This window comes from Streptomyces sp. NPDC048338, assembly GCF_043201055.1.
In the GTDB taxonomy this organism is placed as follows: domain Bacteria; phylum Actinomycetota; class Actinomycetes; order Streptomycetales; family Streptomycetaceae; genus Streptomyces.
The window spans coordinates 1-18327 of record NZ_JBICYQ010000027.1 but is presented as its reverse complement, the minus strand read 5'-3'; the positions used below and the strand labels follow the sequence as shown (position 1 = coordinate 18327).

Genomic DNA, 18327 nt, shown 5'->3' with positions numbered 1-18327 from the left:
CCGCCAGCGCACGGACCGTCTCCCGGAGCATGTCGTGCTCCTCGGACAGGCGATACAGGTCGAAGTCCTTGCCCATGATCTGGAGCTCCCCTTGAAGGCTTTTGGCACTGAGTACCCTCAGCAAAACACACTCAGTGCCATGATGCCAGTAGCCTGGAAGGGAGGGGCGGTCGCGTACGGCCGTGACGGCCCCCAGAGGTGCGGTGCCGGGCGCCGCGAGCTGGGGGCACCTCCCGGGCGAAGCCCAGGGGAGGGCGACCGCGCGGGCCTCGCCCGCGAGGGGGCTTCGATCACGTCGCCGTCTTCCGGCGCTGTCCCCGCTGCGTGCGGCGGAACCTCGTGGGTGGGAACGACCACGTCTGCGCGCCCTGCGGCGCCGAGCCGCCCCGGCACCTGAACCCGCCTGGCGACGAGGCCGACGGGGGTCCAGGACCTGTCCTGGCGTTCAGCGGACGACGGCGACCGCCGTCGTGATCAGGCCGTTGTCGACGAGCCAGCGCCCGCTCATCGAGGCGAGGGGCCGCCCGTCCACCGGCGGGCCCTCCTGGTGGAGCGTCGCGTGGAAGGCCCGACCGGACGGATCGAACTCCAGGGTCGCCTCGGAGAAGTCCAGCCAGCGGCGGGCCAGCGGGAACCACGCCTTGTAGACGGACTCCTTCGCGCTGAACAGCAGGCGGTCCCAGTGCACGTCGGGCACGGACGCCGTCAGCTCCGCGATCCGCTCGCGCTCCTCGGGCCGGGAGACGGATCCCAGAACGCCTTCGGGCAGCGGGAGATGGGGTTCCGCGTCGATGCCCAGGGAGACGACGTCCTCCGCCCGGGCCAGAGCGGCCGCCCGGTATCCGAGGCAGTGCGTCAGCGCACCGACGACCCCCGTGGGCCAGACCGGTTCGCGCTTCTCGCCGCTCGGGATCGCCACCGGCTCGTACCCGAGCTCGCGCAGGGCGAGCCGGGCGCAGTGCCGCGTGGTGGTGAACTCGCGGCGGCGTGCCTCCACCGCCCGTGCGATGAGCTCCTCCTCGCCGGGGTACAGGGTCGCCTCCGCCGGGTCCCCGAACGCCTCGGAGACCGCCGTGCCCGTGGGAAGAATCGATTCGATCACGGCATCCACCGTATCGGCGGCGCCCGGATCCCACCGGCGATCGCCCGGATCGCGGCCGTGCGCGGGTGATCCGGCCACCCGGACGCGGGGCGGGGGCGACTGTCGGTCATGTGGGCTTTCCGGCTTGCCCGTTCGCCCGTTACCGGCGGGTCGGGCCTGGCAGGCTTGCCGTCGTGACCTATGTCGTGACGGTGGAAACGCACACGCCGGAGGGCGCTCCGGAACTGGACGAGCTGCATCGGGTGGGGGCGACCGCGCTCCTCCGGCAGGGATTCGACGCGGTGGCCGGGATCGAGGGACCCGACGGCACGGAGGTGGACCTCATCGACACGCTCGTGGAGGTCCATCCGAGCGGCGCGGTGCTGCAGGTGTTCGTCGACGCGACGTCGCTGGAACTGGCGGAGGACGCGGTCGGCTCCGTGACGGAGGAGGTGCTGGACCGTTCGGAGCTGCTGGCCGACTGGGTGGTCCGCAGCAGCGAGGTGAAGCTGCACACCGACCGTGCCCGCGAGAGCCTGGAGGCGGCCGAGGGTCCGGACGCGCCGCCGAGCGACCTGGAGGCCCGCCGGGCCCGGCACACGGCCGGCGCCGCGTCGGCCGCCGAGCGGGCGGCCGACGGCACGGACCACCGGGCCGGATTCCGTGCGACGGCCGGCCGGCTGCGCTCCTTCGGACCGGACGCCTTCGGGGTCCGCCCGCCCGAGCCGGGACCGACCCGGGGCGAGGCCGACGCCGGCGCACCGCGTGGCGGTACGGCGGCCGTCGCCGAAGGGCTCGGGGAGCCCGGGGCCGACCGCGGCGGCGCGGCGGGCAGCGCGACCGCCGGGGTGTCCCCGGAGAGTGCCGAGGTCGCGGCGGGGGCGATCGTGCACGCCGCGGAACTCCTCGTCGACGAGCTCTTCGACGATGTCCAGGTCCTGGCCGAGGAGGACGCGAACGCCGCCGCCTGCGAAGGCCACCTGTGGCACCTCGGTGACCTGCCGCCCCGCTACGCGCTCCAGTACGACGAACGGTTCGCCCGCCGCTTCCTGGTGACCGCCGTCGCCCTCACCACCCGCTTCACCGACGGCGGCTTCCGCCGGCTCGGCTGCGTCGCCGAGCAGCTCGTCCTCAAACTGCTGCTGGAGCAGGCGCACATCACGCTCGATCTCTACGACCTCCTGGACGACGGCGTCGTCGCCGCGCTGGAGGTCTTCGCCGCCGGGGTGTACGAGGACCGGGACTTCGAGTGGCTCTACGACGACTCGATGGACGGCATAGACGAGGACCCGGCGGCGGAGTCGCTCGGCATCACCCCGATGGCCTTCGCGACCTGGTTCACGCCCTTCCACGAGGACCGCTACGTCCACCCGTACGCGGCCGACGCGCCGACGGGGGAGCCGGGGGAGACGGCGGACCCGGCGGCGTAGCGCGGCCATGTTTCTCGCGTTCCTCGCGTTCGTCGCGTTCACCTCCTCTTCACCCGCCGGGCCGCGCGCGTCGACGCCCCCGTGGGGCCTCGGCCGCTCCACTGCGGCACCGTCGTGCGGATCGCGGGCCGTCCGCCCGCGATCCCGGCCTGTGGTGCACGACGGCCGGGTCGCACGGCAGGGGGAGAGCGGATGGGGCGCGCGGTCCGGTGGTGGCGGCTCTCGTCGGCCGGAGCGGTGGTGTCGGCGCTGCTCGTCGCCGGACTCCTCGCCCGGACGGGGGCCCGCCCCGAGGCTCCCCCGGCCGGACCGGCTCCGGCACCCGGCTGCGCCTCGTCCGTCCCGTACGCCGCCGGCGTCGGCGGTTACGCCGCCTATCGCATCCCCGCCGTGGTCCGTACGCGCGCGGGGGCCCTGCTCGCCTTCGCCGAAGGGCGGCGCGGCGGGACGGGCGACAGCGGCGCCATCGACATCGTCGTGCGCAGGTCGACGGACGGGGGCTGCGGCTGGGACCCGGCGCGCGTCGTCACGGCGGGCCGGGGGGACACCCGGGGCAATCCGGCGCCGGTGGTCGATCCCTCCACCGGTGACGTGGTCCTCGTCTCCTCGTACAACGACGGCGCGGTGACGGAGGCGCAGATCCTCGCCGGCAGGGCGGGCCCCGACCGGGGCCGGCGGGTGTTCGTCCAGCGCAGCCGGGACGACGGACGGTCCTTCACCGCGCCTCGCGAGATCACCTCGGAGGTCACGAGACCCGGATGGCGTTGGTACGCCACCGGTCCGGGCCACGCGCTCGCCCTGACCCGGGGCGCCCACGCCGGCCGTCTCCTCGTCCCGGCCAACCACTCCGTCGCGCCCCCCGCGGGCTCGCCGGACACCGGACGCGAGCCCCGTCACTACGGCGCGCACGCGCTGTACAGCGACGACGGCGGCCGGTCCTGGTCGGTCGGCTACGTGGACGACGCCCACGACGGCGTCGTCAACGCCAACGAGTCGTCGGCCGCCCAACTCGACGACGGACGGATCTACTTCACGGCGCGGGACCAGCACGGAACGAGCCCGGGCAACCGGGCGGCCGCCGTCTCCTCCGACGGCGGAGCCTCGCTGGACCGGCCCTACGCGCCACAGCACGCGCTCGCCGCGATGCCGGTCGTCCAGGGCAGCGTGCTGCACCTGGGGCGTCGTGGCGACGGCGCCGGCGGCCGTGGTGACGTCCTGCTGTTCTCGGGCCCGTCCGTACCGGACGTCCGTGCGCGGATGGCGATCTGGCGCAGCACGGACGGTGGACGTTCGGCCGCCCGCGTCCTCACCCTCTCCCCGCGGCCGGCCGCCTACTCGGACCTGGTGCGGGCGGACGCGGAGACCGTCGGCCTGCTGTACGAGACCGGAACGCGGCACCCGTACGAGTCGATCGCGTTCCGTCGCGTCCCGCTCGACGTGGTCGCGCGGGAGGTGCTCCCGCAGGGGTCGACGCGGGTGAACATATATCGGTAGTCGGACTAACGTAACGGGTAGGGTGAGCGCCATGACCAGACCCGAAGCCGCGGCCAGGCCCGAAGGCGGCGCGCCCCGGACGCCCGACAGACTCCGTCGACGGGCGAGCCGGCTGCTGTCGCTGCTGTCCACGCGGTCGGACCGGCTGGTCAACGAGGGACTGGCCGGGGCCGACGCCCGCAAGTGGCACTACGCCGTGCTCGCCTCGCTGCAGGACCAGGGTCCGTGCAGCCAGGCGGAACTGAGCCGGCGCACCGACATCTACCGCAGCGACATGGTCGGCGTGCTCAACGAGCTGGCCGGGCGTCACTTCGTCGAGCGGGCGCCGGACCCCGACGACCAGCGCCGCAACATCATCACGATCTCCGCCGAAGGCCGCCGGCAACTGCGCCTTCTCGACAAGGTCCTGGACGACCTCCACGACGAACTGCTCGCGCCGCTGAGTCCGGCCGAACGCGACCAGTTCGTGCGGCTGCTCACCCGCCTGCTGGACCATCACACCGGGACGGCCTGACCCGCCCGAGGTCCCGACACCCCGGGGCTCCGACGCGGTTCAGTGCCCGGCCGGCCCGCCCTCGGGGGAGCCATGTGTCCCCGGGTGCGCCGGCGGCGCGGCCGCGGACGGCGCGGTGCCGCCCTCCGTCGGCCGGGGCGTGGTGACCTCGTACACGGCCCGCGGCTCCCGCGCCGCACCGTCGTCCTTCATCGCCCGCGTCTCGCTCTTGAGGATCCGCGCGGCCTTGCCGGCGTTCCGCGCGAGCTCGGGCAGCTTCCTGGCGCCGAGCAGGACGATGACGACGATCAGGAGGATCGCGATCTCGCTGATGCCGAACATGTGGCTCCGTTTCCGGGTCGGGGTGGGCGGGCCGTGAGCGGTGGGCGGGAGGGGGGGGTGCCGGCGTCAGACGTTGACCCCGAAGTCGGCGGCGATCCCGGCGAGTCCGGAGGCGTACCCCTGCCCGACCGCGCGGAACTTCCACTCCGCGCCGTGCCGGTAGAGCTCGCCGAAGATCATGGCGGTCTCGGTGGCGGCGTCTTCGGAAAGGTCGTACCGCGCGAGCTCCGCGCCGCCGGACTGGTTGACCACGCGGATGAAGGCGTTGCGGACCTGGCCGAAGCTCTGGCCGCGGTTGTCGGCGTCGTGGATGGAGACCGGGAAGACGATGCGGCCGATGTCGGCCGGCACGGCGGACAGGTCGACCTTGATCGACTCGTCGTCGCCGTCGCCCTCGCCGGTCAGGTTGTCGCCGGTGTGCTCGACCGAACCGTCCGGGCTGGTGAGGTTGTTGTAGAAGACGAAGTGCCGGTCGGAGACGACCTTGCCGGTGTCGTTCAGCAGGAGGGCGCTCGCGTCGAGGTCGTAGTCGGCGCCCGTGGTCGTCCGTACGTCCCAGCCCAGACCCACCAGCACCGCCGTCAGTCCGGGGGCCTCCTTGCTCAACGAGACGTTGCCGCCCTTGGCCAGACTCACACCCATGTCGTGTCCTTTCCCCGAGTCGTGGGCACGAATCTACAGTGGCGTAGAAGGCGAAGGGAACGGGGCGTCAGACCCCGTCCTCCGGGCGCCGTTCCCCTGTCGCAGATCGCGCGCCGGACGGTGCGTCCACGCCCCGGCGGACGGCGGCGGGACGCCGGACGACGGGTGCCGGGTGAGTACGATGGACCGCCCCCGCGCCCCGTACGCGGGCGAACCCGGGGCTGCGGAACTTCGATGCGGGCCGGGAGGTCGACGGGATGGCTGACCACGGGACGGGCGACCGGGGCCCGGGTGGCGCCGGACCCGTCCAGCGGCGGCGCGGGCAGGGCGAGCTGGAGGCCCTGGTCCTGGCCGCGCTGCGGTCGTCCGGCCGGCCCGTCACCGCCGGTCTCGTCCAGGAACGGCTCGGTGGCGACCTCGCGTACACGACCGTGATCACCATCCTGACGCGCCTGCACGCCAAGGGCGCCGTCTCCCGGGAGCGGGCCGGCCGGTCCTTCGAGTGGACCGCCGTCGCCGACGAGGCGGGGCTCGCCGCCCTGCGCATGCGCAAGGTCCTGGACGGCGAACGCGACCGCGAGGCGGTGCTCGCGCGCTTCGTGACGGGCCTCTCGGCCACGGAGGAGCAACTGCTGCGGGAGCTGCTGGCGCGGGCGGCGGAAGAGGGGGAAGCCTGAAGCCCCCGCGGGCTTCGTCGTCCTTCCGCTCGTCCTGCCGCCGCGGACCGCCCGGCCGGCCGCTGTTCCGTCACCGACGGGCCAGGTCGGCTCAGGCGACGACGTGACGGGGTCCGCCGCCGTCGGTCTCCCCGCTCACGCCCCGGCGGTGTCCAGACGAGCGAGCAGCTCGGCGGAGAGCGTGAGGTCCAGCGCCGGGAGCGCGGCCTCGTACTGCTCCAGGGTGCGGGGCCCGATCAGCGGGACCGTCCGCGGAGAGGTCTGGTGCAGCATCCAGGAGAGCACCAGTTGGTTGGGGGTCACTCCCACCTCGGCGGCCACCGCGGCCAGCACCTCCAGCCGCGCCTCGGCGTCGGGACCCGCGTACCGCTCCATCATCCAGTGGTCCCGGCGCTTGGCCGCGTCGTCGTAGATGCCCCGCAGGATCGGCGAGTAGGCGACCAGGGTCAGGTCCTCGTGGGCCCGCAGGTAGTCGAGCTGCTCGTGGTCCACGACCGAGGCCACGTCGAGGCCCGTACGGGGCCGCAGGTACGAGTGCTGCTGCTGGAGCGCGACGGGAGCCGGCCAGCCGTTGCGCTCGCAGAGGCCGCGGATGCGCTCCAGGCGCCAGGTGCGGACGTTGGACCAGCCGATGTACCGGGCCTTGCCGGCGCGCACGATCTCCGCCAGTGCCTCCAGCGTCTCCTCCAGCGGCGTGGCCCGGTCGTCGACGTGGACGTAGTAGAGGTCGACGTGGTCGGTGCCGAGCCGGCGCAGGCTGTCGTCGATCGACGCGTGCAGGGTCTTCGCCCCCGCCCCGTCGAACCGCGCCCGGCTCCAGTCCGCGCCGCCCCCGGGCAGCCGCGCCTCGTCCGCGTTCAGGACGAGCCCCGCCGCCTTGGTCGCCAGGAACACCTGGTCCCGCCGGCCCCGCCGCCCCATCCACCGGCCGAGCAGCTCCTCGCTCTCGCCCCCGTGGCTGCCCGGCCGCTCCCACCAGCAGTAGCAGTTGGCGGTGTCCAGGAGCGTCCCGCCCGCCTCGGTGAACCGGTCGAGCATCGCGAAGGACGTCTCCTCGTCCGTGGTCGTGCCCATCAGCATGCAACCGAGTCCCAGCCGGCCGACGCTCGTCCCGGTGCGGCCCAGCTCGACGTGCTTCATGGAAGTCCCCCTCGGGATCGGCTTGTTCGACGGGGCCTCACGCTAGGTCCTGGAGTGCACACCAGGACAAGGGCTGTCCGCGACCAGCCCTAGGGGGTGTCTTGCCGATCTTGCCGGGCTCGCGGTGTCCTGAGACTCCGTCTCCCGCGTTGTCGTCGGTCGGCATGGCTCCGCCATGCCTTCTTCCTCCGCCTTGGATCCGAAGCCCCAGGACACCGCTCACTGACCCGGCCTGATCGACAAGACACCCCCTAGCCCGACGCCGCGCCCCGAGAGGTCACGACCCGGTGGGCGTCGCACCACCGCCGCGCGCCCGCCGCGCGACCCGGACGCCCCGGAACAGGACGAAGCCGACCACGGCGGGCAGGAGTGAGCATCGGGAGGCGACCGGATCAATCCGTGACGGGCAGGCACTCGGCGAGCAGGTCGACGACGTCACGCCAGGCTCGCTGTGCGTGCCGTGGGTGGTAGCCGACGCCGGGGACCGTGGGGTGGTCGACCGGTGGGTGGTGGAAGGCGTGCAGGGCGCCGCCGTAGACCACGAGGCGCCAGTCGACGCCCGCGGCCTGCATCTCTGCGGTGAACGCCTCCCGTTGCGCGGGCGGCATGATCGGGTCTTCCGACCCGACCCCGGCCCATACCGGGCAGCGAATGCGTGCCGCCTCGCCCGGTCGGCCCGTGGTCAGTGCGTTGACTGTCCCGATCGCGCGCAGGTCGACGCCATCGCGACCGAGTTCCAGTGCGACTGCGCCCCCGGTGCCGTAGCCGACGGCGGCGGTCCGGTCGGGGTCGGCCCGTGATTCGGCACGCAGCACGTCGAGCGCGGCGTGACCGATTCCTCGCATGCGGTCGGGATCGGCGAGCAGCGGCATGCAGCGGGCCAACATCTCCTCCGGGTCTCCCAAGTAGCGTCCGCCGTGGAGGTCGAAGGCCAGAGCCACGTACCCCAGCTCGGCCAGAGCCTCGGCCCGCCGGCGCTCGACATCGCTGAGCCCCATCCCCTCGGGTCCGATCAGGACCGCGGGCCGGCGCTCGGCACCGGCCGGGAGCGCGAGGTGTCCGATCATCGTCAGGTTGTCGGCCGGGTATGCGACCGTACGGGTGGTGACCGTCGTCATGCGACTGGACGGTAATGACCGTCGCGTCCGCGCGGGGTCGTGTTCACCGATGGCAGACAGCAGCCCGTCCCGAGCACATCACCCGGACGCGTGGGCGCGGAACGCCGTCTCCCGAGTGTTCGCGTCCGTGAGCTTGATCAGGTGATCGCGGGGGTCCTTGCTACAGCCAGTCCTTCTTCTTGAAGATCACGTACAGGCTGACGCAGACCACCGCCATCAGCACCACCGCGAACGGATAGCCGCCCGCCCAGTGCAGCTCCGGCATGTTGTCGAAGTTCATCCCGTAGATCGTGCCGACCAGGGTCGGGGCGAAGAGGATGGCGGCCCACGCGGAGATCTTCTTGATCTCCTCGTTCTGCTCGAACCCCGCCTCCGCCAGCGCGCGCATCTCCGCGTTCTGCTGCTGGGTGACCAGCGTGGCGTTCACCGTGAGGATCTCCGTCAGTGCCTGGCGGAAGCCGTCCACGCGCTCGCTGGTGTGGGTGACGTGGTCGGCGACGTCACGGAGGTAGCGCTGGAGCTCCTCGTCCGTGCCGTACTTGGCGAAGCCGGCCATCAGGCCGTGCAGCATGCCGACCAGGGGACGGGTGGCGCGCTGGAACTCGACCATCTCGCGGGAGAGTTCGTAGATGCGGCGGGAGACCGCCGGGTCGCCGCCGAAGACCTCGGTCTCGATCTCGTCGATGTCGTTCTGCACGCCCGCGACGACCGGGGCGTAGCCGTCGACGACCGCGTCGAGGATCGCGTACAGGACCGCCTCCGGGCCCAGGGCGAGGAGCGCCGGATTGTCCTCCATGCGGCGGCGGACCGCGGAGAGGTCGGGGGCCTCGGCGTGCCGGACCGTGATCACGAAGTCCCGGCCGACGAACACGTGGAGTTCGCCGAAGTCGACCTCCTCCGGGGCGTCGAGATAGCGCGCCGCGCGCAGGACCACGAACAAGGTGTCGCCGTAGCGCTCCAGCTTGGGGCGCTGGTGCGCTTCCATGGCGTCCTCGACTGCCAGTTCGTGAAGGTCGAACTCGGCTGCCAGGGAGTGGAGTTCCGTCTCCGAGGGGCGGTGCAGGCCGATCCACGCCATGCCGTCCGGATGCTCGCGCAGCTGGCGGAAGGTCTCGGCGAGCGTGTCGGGGGACGAGACCTTGCGGCCGTCGCGGTAGAGCGTCGCCTGCACCACGCTCGGCTGGTCGCCGGGGCGCGCCGGCCCCCGGGACGCCGACGGTTCCGGCTGGCGGCGCCAGGCTGCGCGGGGACGGCGTTCCGGCACGGTGGGTCCACCTCCGCGGGGCGTTCGGGGTCGTTCGGTGGGTCTCCGGGCAGGATATACGGGGCGAATCGCGCCGGCGCGGCTCCCGGGCCTGCCCCCGCCTGGTCACGGCCCGGACGCCCGGGCCGCTCCCGCGGCTCCCCGGGGCCTCCGCCGCGGGGCCCTTCCCGGCCTTGCGGACCGTATCTGTCCGCAAGGCCGCGTAGCGTGCCGTACATGGCCTCGACGACGACACTCCCGCTCCTCACCCCCCGCGCGCTGAACCGCGCGACGCTGGCCCGCCAGCTGCTGCTGAGCCGCTCCGCGATGTCCGCCGGGGACGCCGTCTCCCACCTCCTCGGGCTCCAGGCGCAGAACACCAAGCCGCCGTACTACGCCCTCGCCGCCCGGCTCGACGGCTTCCGGCCGGAGGAACTCTCGGCGCTGATGGAGGCGCGCGAGGTCGCCCGGATCGTCACCATGCGCTCCACCATCCACACCCACACCGCCGACGACGTGTTCACCCTGCGCCCCCTCGTGCAGGGCGCCCGTGACCGCGAGCTCACTCTCTTCCGCAAGGGCCTCGTCGGCGTCGACCTCGACCGGCTCTCCGTGCTCGCCCGCGAACTGGTCGAGGAGCGGCCCCGGACGCCGAAGGAGATCCGCGAGGCGCTCCTCGTCGAGTGGCCCGACGCCGACCCGCAGGCGCTCGCCGTCGCCGCGCGCTGCCGGCTGCCCCTCGTCCAGGTCACCCCGCGCGGTCTGTGGCGCCGGAGCGGGCAGGTCAGCCTGACGACCGCCGAGCACTGGTTCGGCCGCCCCGCCGAGCCCGTGCCGGCCCCGGACGACACCGTCCTGCGCTACCTCGCCGCCTTCGGCCCCGCCTCCGTCAAGGACATGCAGACCTGGTGCGGCCTCACCCGGCTCCGGGACGCCTTCGAGCGCCTCAGGCCCCGACTGGTCGCCTTCCGGGACGAGAACGGCGTCGAGCTCTTCGACCTGCCGGACGCCACCAGGCCGGACGAGGACACGCCCGCCCCGCCGCGCTTCCTCCCCGAGTTCGACAACCTGCTGCTCTCCCATGCCGACCGCGGCCGGGTCGTGGCCGCCGAGCACAAGGGTCGTACCTGGAAGGGCAACCAGGCGTACTGCGTCTTCCTGCTCGACGGATTCCTCGCCGGGATCTGGCGGCTGGAGGAGTCCAAGGAGCGAACGGTCATGACCATCGAGCCGTTCGGCCGGCCCACGCGTGCCCAGCGGGCGGAGCTGACGGCGGAGGCGGAGCGCATGCTGGCGACGACGGCCCCGCAGGACGTCCCGTACGAGATCGGCTTCGGGATCGTCCACCGCTGAGGCGTGGTCGCGACGGCTCCGAGAGGCGCCCGGCCCCGGTCCGTTCCGGGAGGCGCCGGGACCTACGGCAGCAGTCCCGCCCTGCGAGCCGCCACCACCGCCTCCCAGCGGGTGTGGGCGCCCAGCTTGCGCATGGCCGAGCGCAGGTAGCCCTTGACCGTCTCCGGGCGCAGGCCCAGCCGCTCCGCCGCCGTTGCGTTCGTCGCGCCGGACGCCACCGACGCCAGGACGTCCGTCTCGCGCGGCGTCAAGGTCAGGTCCGCCGACCGCTCCGGCCCCGCCGAGGCCGTCTCCAGGCGCCCGCACACCGCGAGCAGCCGGGCCCGCAGCTCCGGGTCAGGGATCCGGGGGGCCAGTTCGCGCAGCTCGCCGTGTGCCTGCCGGACCTCCTCCCACGAAGGGCCGGCGACCGGCTCCCGCGCGGCGGCCGCGAGGCGGCGCACCTCGTCCCGGACCGCGAGCGCCTGCTCCACGTCCCGCGCCGCCCCGACCGCCGCGTCGAAGACCCGCTCGCCGATCGGCAGGGACTCCCGCAGCGCCCCGTACAGCACGCCCCGCACCTTGCGGCGCACGACGACGGGGACGGCGATCACCGAACGCAGTCCCTCCGCCGACACCGGGCCGTCGTACTCGTGCGTGATGTGCCGCGCCGACGGGTAGTCCGTGACCGCGCACGGGCGTGACAGCGCCAGGCACTTCCCGCCGAGACCGCTGCCCGTCGAGATCGCCAGACCGCGCAGGGCCGGCGTCACCGCGCCGTCCAGCTCCGCGATGCGCAGCCTGCGGCCGTCCTGCAGCAGCCCGCCGAAGACCACCTGGAGTCCGGTGGCGCGGCGCAGCCGCAGCAGCGCGGCGCGCAGCTGCACCGTTTCCGTCTGCTCGGGCACGGGACCACTCCTTCACCCCCGAACGGGGGTAGTGAGACCTGGGTCACTGATTACACGATGGCGGAGCACGGTCCCGCAACGAGGAGGACACATGACGGCAAGCAGCGCGACGGAGAGGTTCCGGGCCGCCCGCGACTTCCTGCTGCAGCACCGCGAGGACTACGAGACGGCGTACGAGGGCTTCGCATGGCCCCGCCCCGAGCACTTCAACTGGGCGCTGGAGTGGTTCGACGTCATCGCGGCCGGCAACGACAGGACCGCCCTGCACATCGTGGAGGAGGACGGCACCGAGACGAAGCGGAGCTTCGCCGAGATGTCCGCGCGCTCCGGCCGGGCGGCCAACTGGCTGCGCGCCCAGGGCGTGCGCGCCGGCGACCGGATCATCGTCATGCTCGGCAACCAGGCCGAACTGTGGGAGACCGCGCTCGCCGCCATGAAGCTGCGGGCCGTCGTCATCCCGGCCACCCCGCTCCTCGGGCCCGCCGACCTGCGCGACCGGGTCGAGCGCGGCCGGGCCCGGCACGTCATCGTGCGCGCGGAGGACACCGCCAAGTTCGACGACGTGCCCGGGGACTACACCAGGATCGCGGTCGGCGGCGACGGCGTCGGCTGGCTCGGCTACGAGGCGGCGTACGCGGAGCCGGCCGCCTTCGAGCCGGACGGCGTCACCCGGGCCGCCGACCCGCTGATGCTCTACTTCACCTCCGGCACGACGGCCCGCCCCAAGCTGGTCGAGCACACCCACCTCTCGTACCCGGTCGGCCACCTCGCCACCATGTACTGGATCGGCCTCCGGCCCGGCGACGTGCACCTGAACATCTCCTCGCCCGGCTGGGCCAAGCACGCCTGGTCCAACCTCTTCGCCCCGTGGAACGCCGAGGCGACCGTCTTCATCCACAACTACACGCGCTTCGACCCCGCCCGGCTGATGGCCGAGATGGACCGCAACGGCGTCACCTCCTTCTGCGCGCCGCCGACCGTGTGGCGGATGCTGATCCAGGCCGACCTCATCCAGCTGCGCACCCCTCCTCGCGAGGTGGTCGCGGCCGGCGAGCCGCTCAACCCCGAGGTCATCGAGTCCGTACGACGGTCCTGGGGCGTCACCATCCGGGACGGCTTCGGTCAGACCGAGACCGCCGTCCAGGTCTCCAACAGTCCCGGCCAGCCGCTCAAGGAGGGCTCGATGGGCCGGCCCAGCCCGGGCTTCCGGGTCACGCTGGTCGACCCGGTCAGCGGTCGGGCGGACGTCGAGGAGGGCGAGATCTGCCTCGACCTCTCCACCGACCCGGTGGGGCTGATGACCGGCTACCACGGCGACCCGGAGAGGACGGCCGAGGCCATGGCCGGCGGTTACTACCGTACGGGTGACATCGGTTCCCGCGACGCCGACGGCTACCTCACCTACATCGGCCGCGCCGACGACGTCTTCAAGGCGTCCGACTACAAGATCTCGCCCTTCGAGCTGGAGAGCGCGCTCCTGGAGCACGACGCGGTGGCGGAGGCGGCGGTCGTCCCCGCCCCCGATCCGCTGCGGCTCGCGGTGCCCAAGGCGTACGTCGTGCTCGCCGCGGGCTGGGAGGCGAACGCCGAGACGGCGAAGGAACTCTTCGCCCACTCGCGCGCGGTGCTCGCCCCGTACAAGCGGGTCCGCCGCATCGAGTTCGCCGAGCTGCCGAAGACCGTCTCCGGCAAGATCCGCCGCATCGAACTGCGCGAGCGCACGGCGAAGGGCGAGGGCACGGAGTACACCGAGGGGGACCTGGGATGAGCCTGTCGTACGCGCACGGGGCGAGCGGGACCGAGCTCCTGGGCGACACCATCGGCGCCAACCTCGACCGGGCCGTCGCCGCCTGGCCGGACCGCGAGGCGCTGGTCGACGTCCCGAGCGGGCGCCGCTGGACCTACGCCCGGTTCGGCGCCGACGTCGACCGGCTGGCGGACGCCCTGCTCGGCAGCGGCGTCGCCAAGGGCGACCGCGTCGGCATCTGGGCCGTGAACTGCGCCGAGTGGGTGCTGGTGCAGTACGCCACCGCCCGCATCGGCGCGATCATGGTGAACATCAACCCCGCCTACCGCGCCCACGAGTTGGAGTACGTGCTCCGGCAGGCCGGGATCTCCCTGCTCTTCGCGTCCCTCCGTCACAAGACCAGCGACTACCGGGCGATGGTGGAACAGGTCCGGCCCGCCTGCCCGGAGTTGCGGGAGGCCGTGTACATCGGCGACCCGAGCTGGGACGAGCTGCTCACCCGGACCGCGGGGGAGCGGCGCCCGGCGGAGCTGTCCTGCGACGAGCCGGTCAACATCCAGTACACCTCGGGCACGACCGGCTTCCCCAAGGGAGCGACCCTCTCCCACCACAACATCCTCAACAACGGATACTTCGTGGGCGAGATGATCGCCTACAGCGAGCAGGACCGGATCTGCATCCCCGTGCCCTTCTACCACTGCTTCGGCATGGTCATGGGCAACCTCGCGGCCACCTCGCACGGCGCGTGCATGGTCATCCCCGCCGCGTCCTTCGACCCGGCGGCCACCCTGCGCGCGGTCGAGCAGGAGCGCTGCACCTCCCTGTACGGCGTCCCGACCATGTTCATCGCGGAGCTGAACCTCCCCGACTTCGCCGCCTACGACCTCTCCACCCTGCGCACCGGCATCATGGCGGGCTCGCCCTGCCCGGTGGAGGTGATGAAGCGGGTGGTCGCGGAGATGAACATGGCCGAGGTGTCGATCTGTTACGGGATGACGGAGACCTCGCCCGTCTCCACGCAGACCCGGCGGGACGACGATCTGGAGCGGCGCACGGGCACGGTCGGCCGGGTCATGCCGCACGTCGAGGTGAAGATCGTCGACCCGGTCACCGGCCTCACCGTGGAGCGTGGCGCGCCCGGTGAGCTCTGCACCCGCGGCTACAGCGTGATGCTCGGCTACTGGAACGAGCCGGAGAAGACCGCCGAGGCCGTCGACGCCGGGCGGTGGATGCACACCGGCGATCTCGCGGTGCTGCGGGAGGACGGATACGTCCAGATCGTCGGCCGCATCAAGGACATGATCATCCGGGGCGGCGAGAACGTCTATCCGCGGGAGATCGAGGAATTCCTCTACGGCCACGAGAAGATCGCCGACGTCCAGGTCGTCGGCGTCCCCGACGCGCGCTACGGCGAGGAGATCCTCGCCTGCGTGATCCCGCGCGACCCCGCGGACCCGCCGACCCTGGACGAGGTCACGGCCTTCTGCCGCGACCGCCTGGCGCACTACAAGATCCCGCGGAGGGTGGAGATCCTCACCGAGTTCCCGATGACGGTGAGCGGCAAGGTCCGCAAGATCGAACTGCGTCGGTAGTACGGCGACGGCTGACGTCCCCGACCGGACGGCCCGGAACGGCCCGGCGGCCGGAGGCGTCCCGCGCCCTTCCGGGCCGGCCGGCGGACGGCCGGCCCGGCGGGAGCGCCCGGGCACTCAGCCGTCCGACGGTTCCAGGCGCGGGGCCGGGATGAGATCGCGACGCATGCAGACCCGGGGCCAGGTCGCGAGGCCGTGCGCGGCCTCGGCCTGCTGGATCGCGCGCAGACCGCTGGTCAGCTCCGGATCCGACGCGGCGAGGGCGCGGAAGCCCAGCCGCCGGTAGTACGGGGCGTTCCACGGGACGTCCGTGAAGGTGGTCAGCGTCAGCGCGGTCAGGCCGCGCGTCGCGGCCCCGGCCGCCAGGTGCTCGATCAGCGCCCGGCCGATGCCGCGGCGGGCGGCGACCGGATGCACCGAGACCTGTTCGATGTGGGCGGCGCCGTCGACCGTGTCCGTCAGCAGGTACGCGACCGGCCGGTCGCCGGGGTCGACGGCCACCCAGGCGCGCCCGGCCAGGCGGTAGCCGTCGAGAACGTCCAGGGGCAGGGGTTCGTCGTCGGCGATCGCCGCCATGCCGAGGGTGCGGAAGGGTTCGCCCGCCGCCCTTTCGATGTCCTGGAGCAGCGGGAGTTCGGCCGGTACGGCCGCTCGGATGCGCATACGCCAGTATGGCGCGGAGTCAGTCCGTACCGCCCGCCCCGCTCCCGCCCTCGCCGCCGGCTCCGCCGTCGCCGAGATGCCGGCCCGGCGATCCCGTGTACCAGCCGCGGCCGGTGGCGTGTCCGTCCTCGCCGCCGCCGCGGCCCAGCAGTCCGCCGTCGCGGGAGAACCGCGGCAGGAACAGGGCGAGCGCGGGGTCGCCGTACAGCGCGACGTACAGCTGCACGAGCTCGCCGTCCGTCACCTCGCGGCGGTGGGCCGGCAGCGGATGCCGCTCCCGCAGGGCCCGCAGGAGCCGCCGCGCCGCGCCGGTCGTCGCGGGCAGCCGGAACAGGAAGAGCGCCGCGGCGACCGGCCCGGCGCCGATCACCAGCGCGAGCGCGAGCCCCGCACCGGAGGGCTCGCTCAGCAGCAGGCCCGCGAGCACCGTCGCCGGCGCGCAGACGAGCAGCGTGCGGGCCGCCCGCAGCCGTCCGGCCGGGCGCACCAGCCCCGCCCCGCCGAGCTCTGCCCGCAGCGCGTCGACGGCCCGTCGTGCCTTCGGCTGGGCGGCCAGCACTCTTATGCCCAGGGCCCGGTGGAGCGACCCGTGCACACCGAGCTGCACGGGATCACGGGTCCTGCCGGGGCCGCCGTTGGCCCGAATCGTTCCCCTGCGGCCCGCGGCGACCGCGCCGCGCTGGTGCAGCGCCACCAGGGCCACGGTGACGGCGGCCCGGCGCCCGCCCCGCAGCAGCGCGAGCGCCTGCGGGGCCAGTTCGCCCCGTTCCTGGCTGCGCGTTTTCAACAGGACCACGGCGCCCAGCAGTTGTCCGCAGGCCGCACCGATGAACCACCACATCTCCGCCGGCATGACGCCCACCCCCCGAGGGTGTTGTGCCCGGGGAACCTTGATCATCACGCGTGAATTGGCCGAATTCCGAGGTGTATTCGAGCGGGACGTGTCCGGCGGGCGCCGGCGGGCCCGGACCTACCGGGGCTGGACCGCGCCGTCGTAGACGTTGTCCGGGGTCACGATCTGCGTGACGGCCCGGGCGACCAGCGTCGAGGGCTCCTGGCCCTGGGAGGAACTGTCCGTGTTGAGCATCAGGACCATGGTGGCCTTCTGCGAAGGCAGGTAGACGGTCACGGTCTCGTAGCCCGGGATGGAGCCGTTGTGGCCGAGCCAGCCGTTGGCGTCGAAGATGCCGAGGCCGTAGCTCGTCCCCGGGAAGCCGGTCGGCAGCGTCTTCAGCCGCTCCGCCTGGGTCCGCGGGGACAGCAGCTCACCGGTGGCGAGGATCCTCGCCCAGCGGCGCAGGTCCTGCATGTCCGAGATCATCCCCCCGGCCGCCCAGGCCCAGCTGGGGTTCCAGTCCGTGGCGTCGGCGACCGCGCCGGTCAGCGTCTGGTCGGTGTACCCGCGCGGATGCGGCGACGGGAACTCCGCCCCCTCCGGGAACAGCGTGTGGCGCAGGTGCGCCGGGCGCAGCACCCGCTTGTCGATGAAGTCCGCGAGCCGCTGACCGCTGACCTTCTCGACCACCAGGCCCAGCAGGATGAGGTTGGTGTTGGAGTACTGGAACTGCGCCCCCGGCGCGAAGACGTTCTTGTGCTTGAAGCCGTACGCGAGCACCTCGTGCGGGGTGAACGTGCGCGTCGGGTCGCTCAGCAGGTCGTGCAGGAAGCCCGTGTCGGAGGTGTACGGGAACAGGCCGCTGCGCATCCCTGCCAGCTGACGCAGCGTGATGTTCTCGCCGTCGGGCACGCCGTCGACGTAGGCGGAGATGGGGTCGTCCAGCTTGATCCGGCGGTCGTCGACGAGCTTGAGCAGCGCCGTGACCGTGAAGGTCTTGGTCTCGCTGCCGATGCGGACGTAACCGTCGGTGGTCATCGGCTCGCCGGTGGCGGTGTTCGCGACACCGGTCGCGCGGACGTAGCTTCCCCTGCCCGGCAGCCAGAGGCCGACGGCGATTCCGGGGATGCCGGCCTGCCTGCGGACGTCCTCGATGGCCTTGTCCAGCCGTGCGGTCAGCTCGGGGCCGAGACCGTGTGACGGGCAGTCGTCCCGGTCGTGCCGGTCCGCCGCGACGGCGTGGACGGCCGTGGCGGGGGTGACGGCCATCGGTGCCAGTACGGACGCCGCGAGCAGCGCTGCGGCGAACAGGCGGCGGTGGGGGATGTGTCGCATGGCGGGGCGCCTCTTCCGGAAACGGGGTTCGGACGGCTACGTCACCACCCGGGCCGCCGGAGGACCGGCCCGTTCCGTGCGCGTTCCGGCGAGTCCACTCGTTCGGCGCTCCACGTGCGGGAGGGCCCGCGCGGACCCGTCTCAGGGGGTGTCTTGCCGATCTTGCCGGGCTCGCGGTGTCCTGCGACTCCGTCTCCGGCGTTGTCGTCGGTCGGCATGGCTCCGCCATGCCTCTCTCCTCCGCCTTGGATCCGA

At 73.0% G+C, this 18327-nt stretch carries 17 protein-coding genes; 7 read left to right on the top strand and 10 right to left on the bottom strand.

Annotation, left to right across the window (positions count from 1 at the left end):
- Window positions 1–445: 445 nt before the first annotated feature.
- Window positions 446–1102: a 4'-phosphopantetheinyl transferase gene (locus ACGFZF_RS37250; protein ID WP_393561763.1), complete on the bottom strand. Its 657-nt coding sequence runs from the start codon at window positions 1100–1102 to the stop codon at window positions 446–448.
- 173 nt (window positions 1103–1275) lie between these two features.
- On the opposite strand from ACGFZF_RS37250, the gene ACGFZF_RS37245 reads away from it, so the two are divergent.
- The 3 genes from ACGFZF_RS37245 (at window position 1276) to ACGFZF_RS37235 (ending at window position 4519) form a co-directional block, all read left to right on the top strand.
- On the top strand, window positions 1276–2511 hold the full coding sequence (locus ACGFZF_RS37245; RefSeq protein WP_393561761.1) for a hypothetical protein: 1236 nt from the start codon (window positions 1276–1278) through the stop codon (window positions 2509–2511).
- A gap of 192 nt (window positions 2512–2703) precedes the next feature.
- Window positions 2704–4005: an exo-alpha-sialidase gene (locus tag ACGFZF_RS37240; RefSeq protein ID WP_393561759.1), complete on the top strand. Its 1302-nt coding sequence runs from the start codon at window positions 2704–2706 to the stop codon at window positions 4003–4005.
- A 31-nt stretch (window positions 4006–4036) separates the two neighbouring features.
- Entirely contained in the window at window positions 4037–4519 is a 483-nt protein-coding gene (locus tag ACGFZF_RS37235; protein WP_393561757.1) for a MarR family winged helix-turn-helix transcriptional regulator, read from the top strand.
- A 39-nt stretch (window positions 4520–4558) separates the two neighbouring features.
- On the opposite strand, the gene ACGFZF_RS37230 is transcribed toward ACGFZF_RS37235, so the two are convergent.
- Entirely contained in the window at window positions 4559–4840 is a 282-nt protein-coding gene (locus tag ACGFZF_RS37230) for a twin-arginine translocase TatA/TatE family subunit (RefSeq protein WP_393561755.1), read from the bottom strand.
- Between the two features lie 66 nt (window positions 4841–4906).
- Window positions 4907–5482 carry a TerD family protein gene (locus ACGFZF_RS37225; RefSeq protein ID WP_356607446.1) on the bottom strand — a complete coding sequence of 192 codons (576 nt, stop codon included), beginning with the start codon at window positions 5480–5482 and terminating at the stop codon, window positions 4907–4909.
- Window positions 5483–5739: 257 nt separating this feature from the next.
- Here ACGFZF_RS37225 and ACGFZF_RS37220 point away from each other — a divergent pair, with 257 nt between their 5' ends.
- Window positions 5740–6159 carry a BlaI/MecI/CopY family transcriptional regulator gene (locus ACGFZF_RS37220; RefSeq protein ID WP_393561753.1) on the top strand — a complete coding sequence of 140 codons (420 nt, stop codon included), beginning with the start codon at window positions 5740–5742 and terminating at the stop codon, window positions 6157–6159.
- 135 nt (window positions 6160–6294) lie between these two features.
- On the opposite strand, the gene ACGFZF_RS37215 is transcribed toward ACGFZF_RS37220, so the two are convergent.
- The 3 genes from ACGFZF_RS37215 to ACGFZF_RS37205 all read right to left on the bottom strand — a co-directional run bounded on the left by ACGFZF_RS37215 (window position 6295) and on the right by ACGFZF_RS37205 (window position 9681).
- On the bottom strand, window positions 6295–7299 hold the full coding sequence (locus ACGFZF_RS37215; protein ID WP_393561751.1) for an aldo/keto reductase: 1005 nt from the start codon (window positions 7297–7299) through the stop codon (window positions 6295–6297).
- A gap of 392 nt (window positions 7300–7691) precedes the next feature.
- Window positions 7692–8417, bottom strand: a complete 726-nt coding sequence (locus ACGFZF_RS37210; RefSeq protein ID WP_393561749.1) for a dienelactone hydrolase family protein — start codon at window positions 8415–8417, stop codon at window positions 7692–7694.
- Window positions 8418–8577: 160 nt separating this feature from the next.
- On the bottom strand, window positions 8578–9681 hold the full coding sequence (locus ACGFZF_RS37205) for a magnesium and cobalt transport protein CorA (protein WP_393561747.1): 1104 nt from the start codon (window positions 9679–9681) through the stop codon (window positions 8578–8580).
- Window positions 9682–9897: 216 nt separating this feature from the next.
- Between ACGFZF_RS37205 and ACGFZF_RS37200 the strand changes: the two genes are divergently transcribed.
- A complete protein-coding gene (locus tag ACGFZF_RS37200) occupies window positions 9898–11013 on the top strand; it encodes a winged helix DNA-binding domain-containing protein (RefSeq protein ID WP_393561745.1) in 1116 nt (371 codons plus the stop codon).
- A 62-nt stretch (window positions 11014–11075) separates the two neighbouring features.
- Here the strand turns inward: ACGFZF_RS37200 and ACGFZF_RS37195 are convergent, their stop codons facing one another.
- Entirely contained in the window at window positions 11076–11900 is an 825-nt protein-coding gene (locus ACGFZF_RS37195; protein WP_393561743.1) for a response regulator transcription factor, read from the bottom strand.
- Between the two features lie 91 nt (window positions 11901–11991).
- On the opposite strand from ACGFZF_RS37195, the gene ACGFZF_RS37190 reads away from it, so the two are divergent.
- Window positions 11992–13668, top strand: coding sequence for an AMP-binding protein (locus ACGFZF_RS37190; protein ID WP_393561741.1), 1677 nt, complete (start codon window positions 11992–11994; stop codon window positions 13666–13668).
- Entirely contained in the window at window positions 13665–15239 is a 1575-nt protein-coding gene (locus ACGFZF_RS37185; RefSeq protein ID WP_393561739.1) for an AMP-binding protein, read from the top strand. Before ACGFZF_RS37190 ends, ACGFZF_RS37185 begins: the two co-directional genes overlap by 4 nt.
- Before the next feature lie 117 nt (window positions 15240–15356).
- Here the strand turns inward: ACGFZF_RS37185 and ACGFZF_RS37180 are convergent, their stop codons facing one another.
- The 3 genes from ACGFZF_RS37180 to ACGFZF_RS37170 form a co-directional block, all read right to left on the bottom strand.
- Window positions 15357–15902, bottom strand: coding sequence for a GNAT family N-acetyltransferase (locus tag ACGFZF_RS37180; protein WP_393561737.1), 546 nt, complete (start codon window positions 15900–15902; stop codon window positions 15357–15359).
- 19 nt (window positions 15903–15921) lie between these two features.
- Window positions 15922–16755 (bottom strand): TIGR04222 domain-containing membrane protein, encoded by an 834-nt coding sequence (locus tag ACGFZF_RS37175; protein ID WP_393561765.1) that lies wholly within the window; start codon window positions 16753–16755, stop codon window positions 15922–15924.
- A 117-nt stretch (window positions 16756–16872) separates the two neighbouring features.
- Window positions 16873–18072 carry a serine hydrolase domain-containing protein gene (locus tag ACGFZF_RS37170; RefSeq protein WP_393561735.1) on the bottom strand — a complete coding sequence of 400 codons (1200 nt, stop codon included), beginning with the start codon at window positions 18070–18072 and terminating at the stop codon, window positions 16873–16875.
- Window positions 18073–18327: the final 255 nt, after the last annotated feature.

Bases quoted from the DNA above. Each gene is read 5' to 3' on its own strand.
- ACGFZF_RS37180 (WP_393561737.1), bottom strand. From the start codon at position 15,902: ATGCGCATCCGAGCGGCCGTACCGGCCGAACTCCCGCTGCTCCAGGAC.
- ACGFZF_RS37230 (WP_393561755.1), bottom strand. From the start codon at position 4,840: ATGTTCGGCATCAGCGAGATCGCGATCCTCCTGATCGTCGTCATCGTC.
- ACGFZF_RS37225 (WP_356607446.1), bottom strand. From the start codon at position 5,482: ATGGGTGTGAGTCTGGCCAAGGGCGGCAACGTCTCGTTGAGCAAGGAG.
- ACGFZF_RS37235 (WP_393561757.1), top strand. From the start codon at position 4,037: ATGACCAGACCCGAAGCCGCGGCCAGGCCCGAAGGCGGCGCGCCCCGG.
- ACGFZF_RS37240 (WP_393561759.1), top strand. From the start codon at position 2,704: ATGGGGCGCGCGGTCCGGTGGTGGCGGCTCTCGTCGGCCGGAGCGGTG.
- ACGFZF_RS37185 (WP_393561739.1), top strand. From the start codon at position 13,665: ATGAGCCTGTCGTACGCGCACGGGGCGAGCGGGACCGAGCTCCTGGGC.
- ACGFZF_RS37220 (WP_393561753.1), top strand. From the start codon at position 5,740: ATGGCTGACCACGGGACGGGCGACCGGGGCCCGGGTGGCGCCGGACCC.
- ACGFZF_RS37170 (WP_393561735.1), bottom strand. From the start codon at position 18,072: ATGCGACACATCCCCCACCGCCGCCTGTTCGCCGCAGCGCTGCTCGCG.
- ACGFZF_RS37175 (WP_393561765.1), bottom strand. From the start codon at position 16,755: ATGCCGGCGGAGATGTGGTGGTTCATCGGTGCGGCCTGCGGACAACTG.
- ACGFZF_RS37190 (WP_393561741.1), top strand. From the start codon at position 11,992: ATGACGGCAAGCAGCGCGACGGAGAGGTTCCGGGCCGCCCGCGACTTC.
- ACGFZF_RS37210 (WP_393561749.1), bottom strand. From the start codon at position 8,417: ATGACGACGGTCACCACCCGTACGGTCGCATACCCGGCCGACAACCTG.
- ACGFZF_RS37215 (WP_393561751.1), bottom strand. From the start codon at position 7,299: ATGAAGCACGTCGAGCTGGGCCGCACCGGGACGAGCGTCGGCCGGCTG.
- ACGFZF_RS37200 (WP_393561745.1), top strand. From the start codon at position 9,898: ATGGCCTCGACGACGACACTCCCGCTCCTCACCCCCCGCGCGCTGAAC.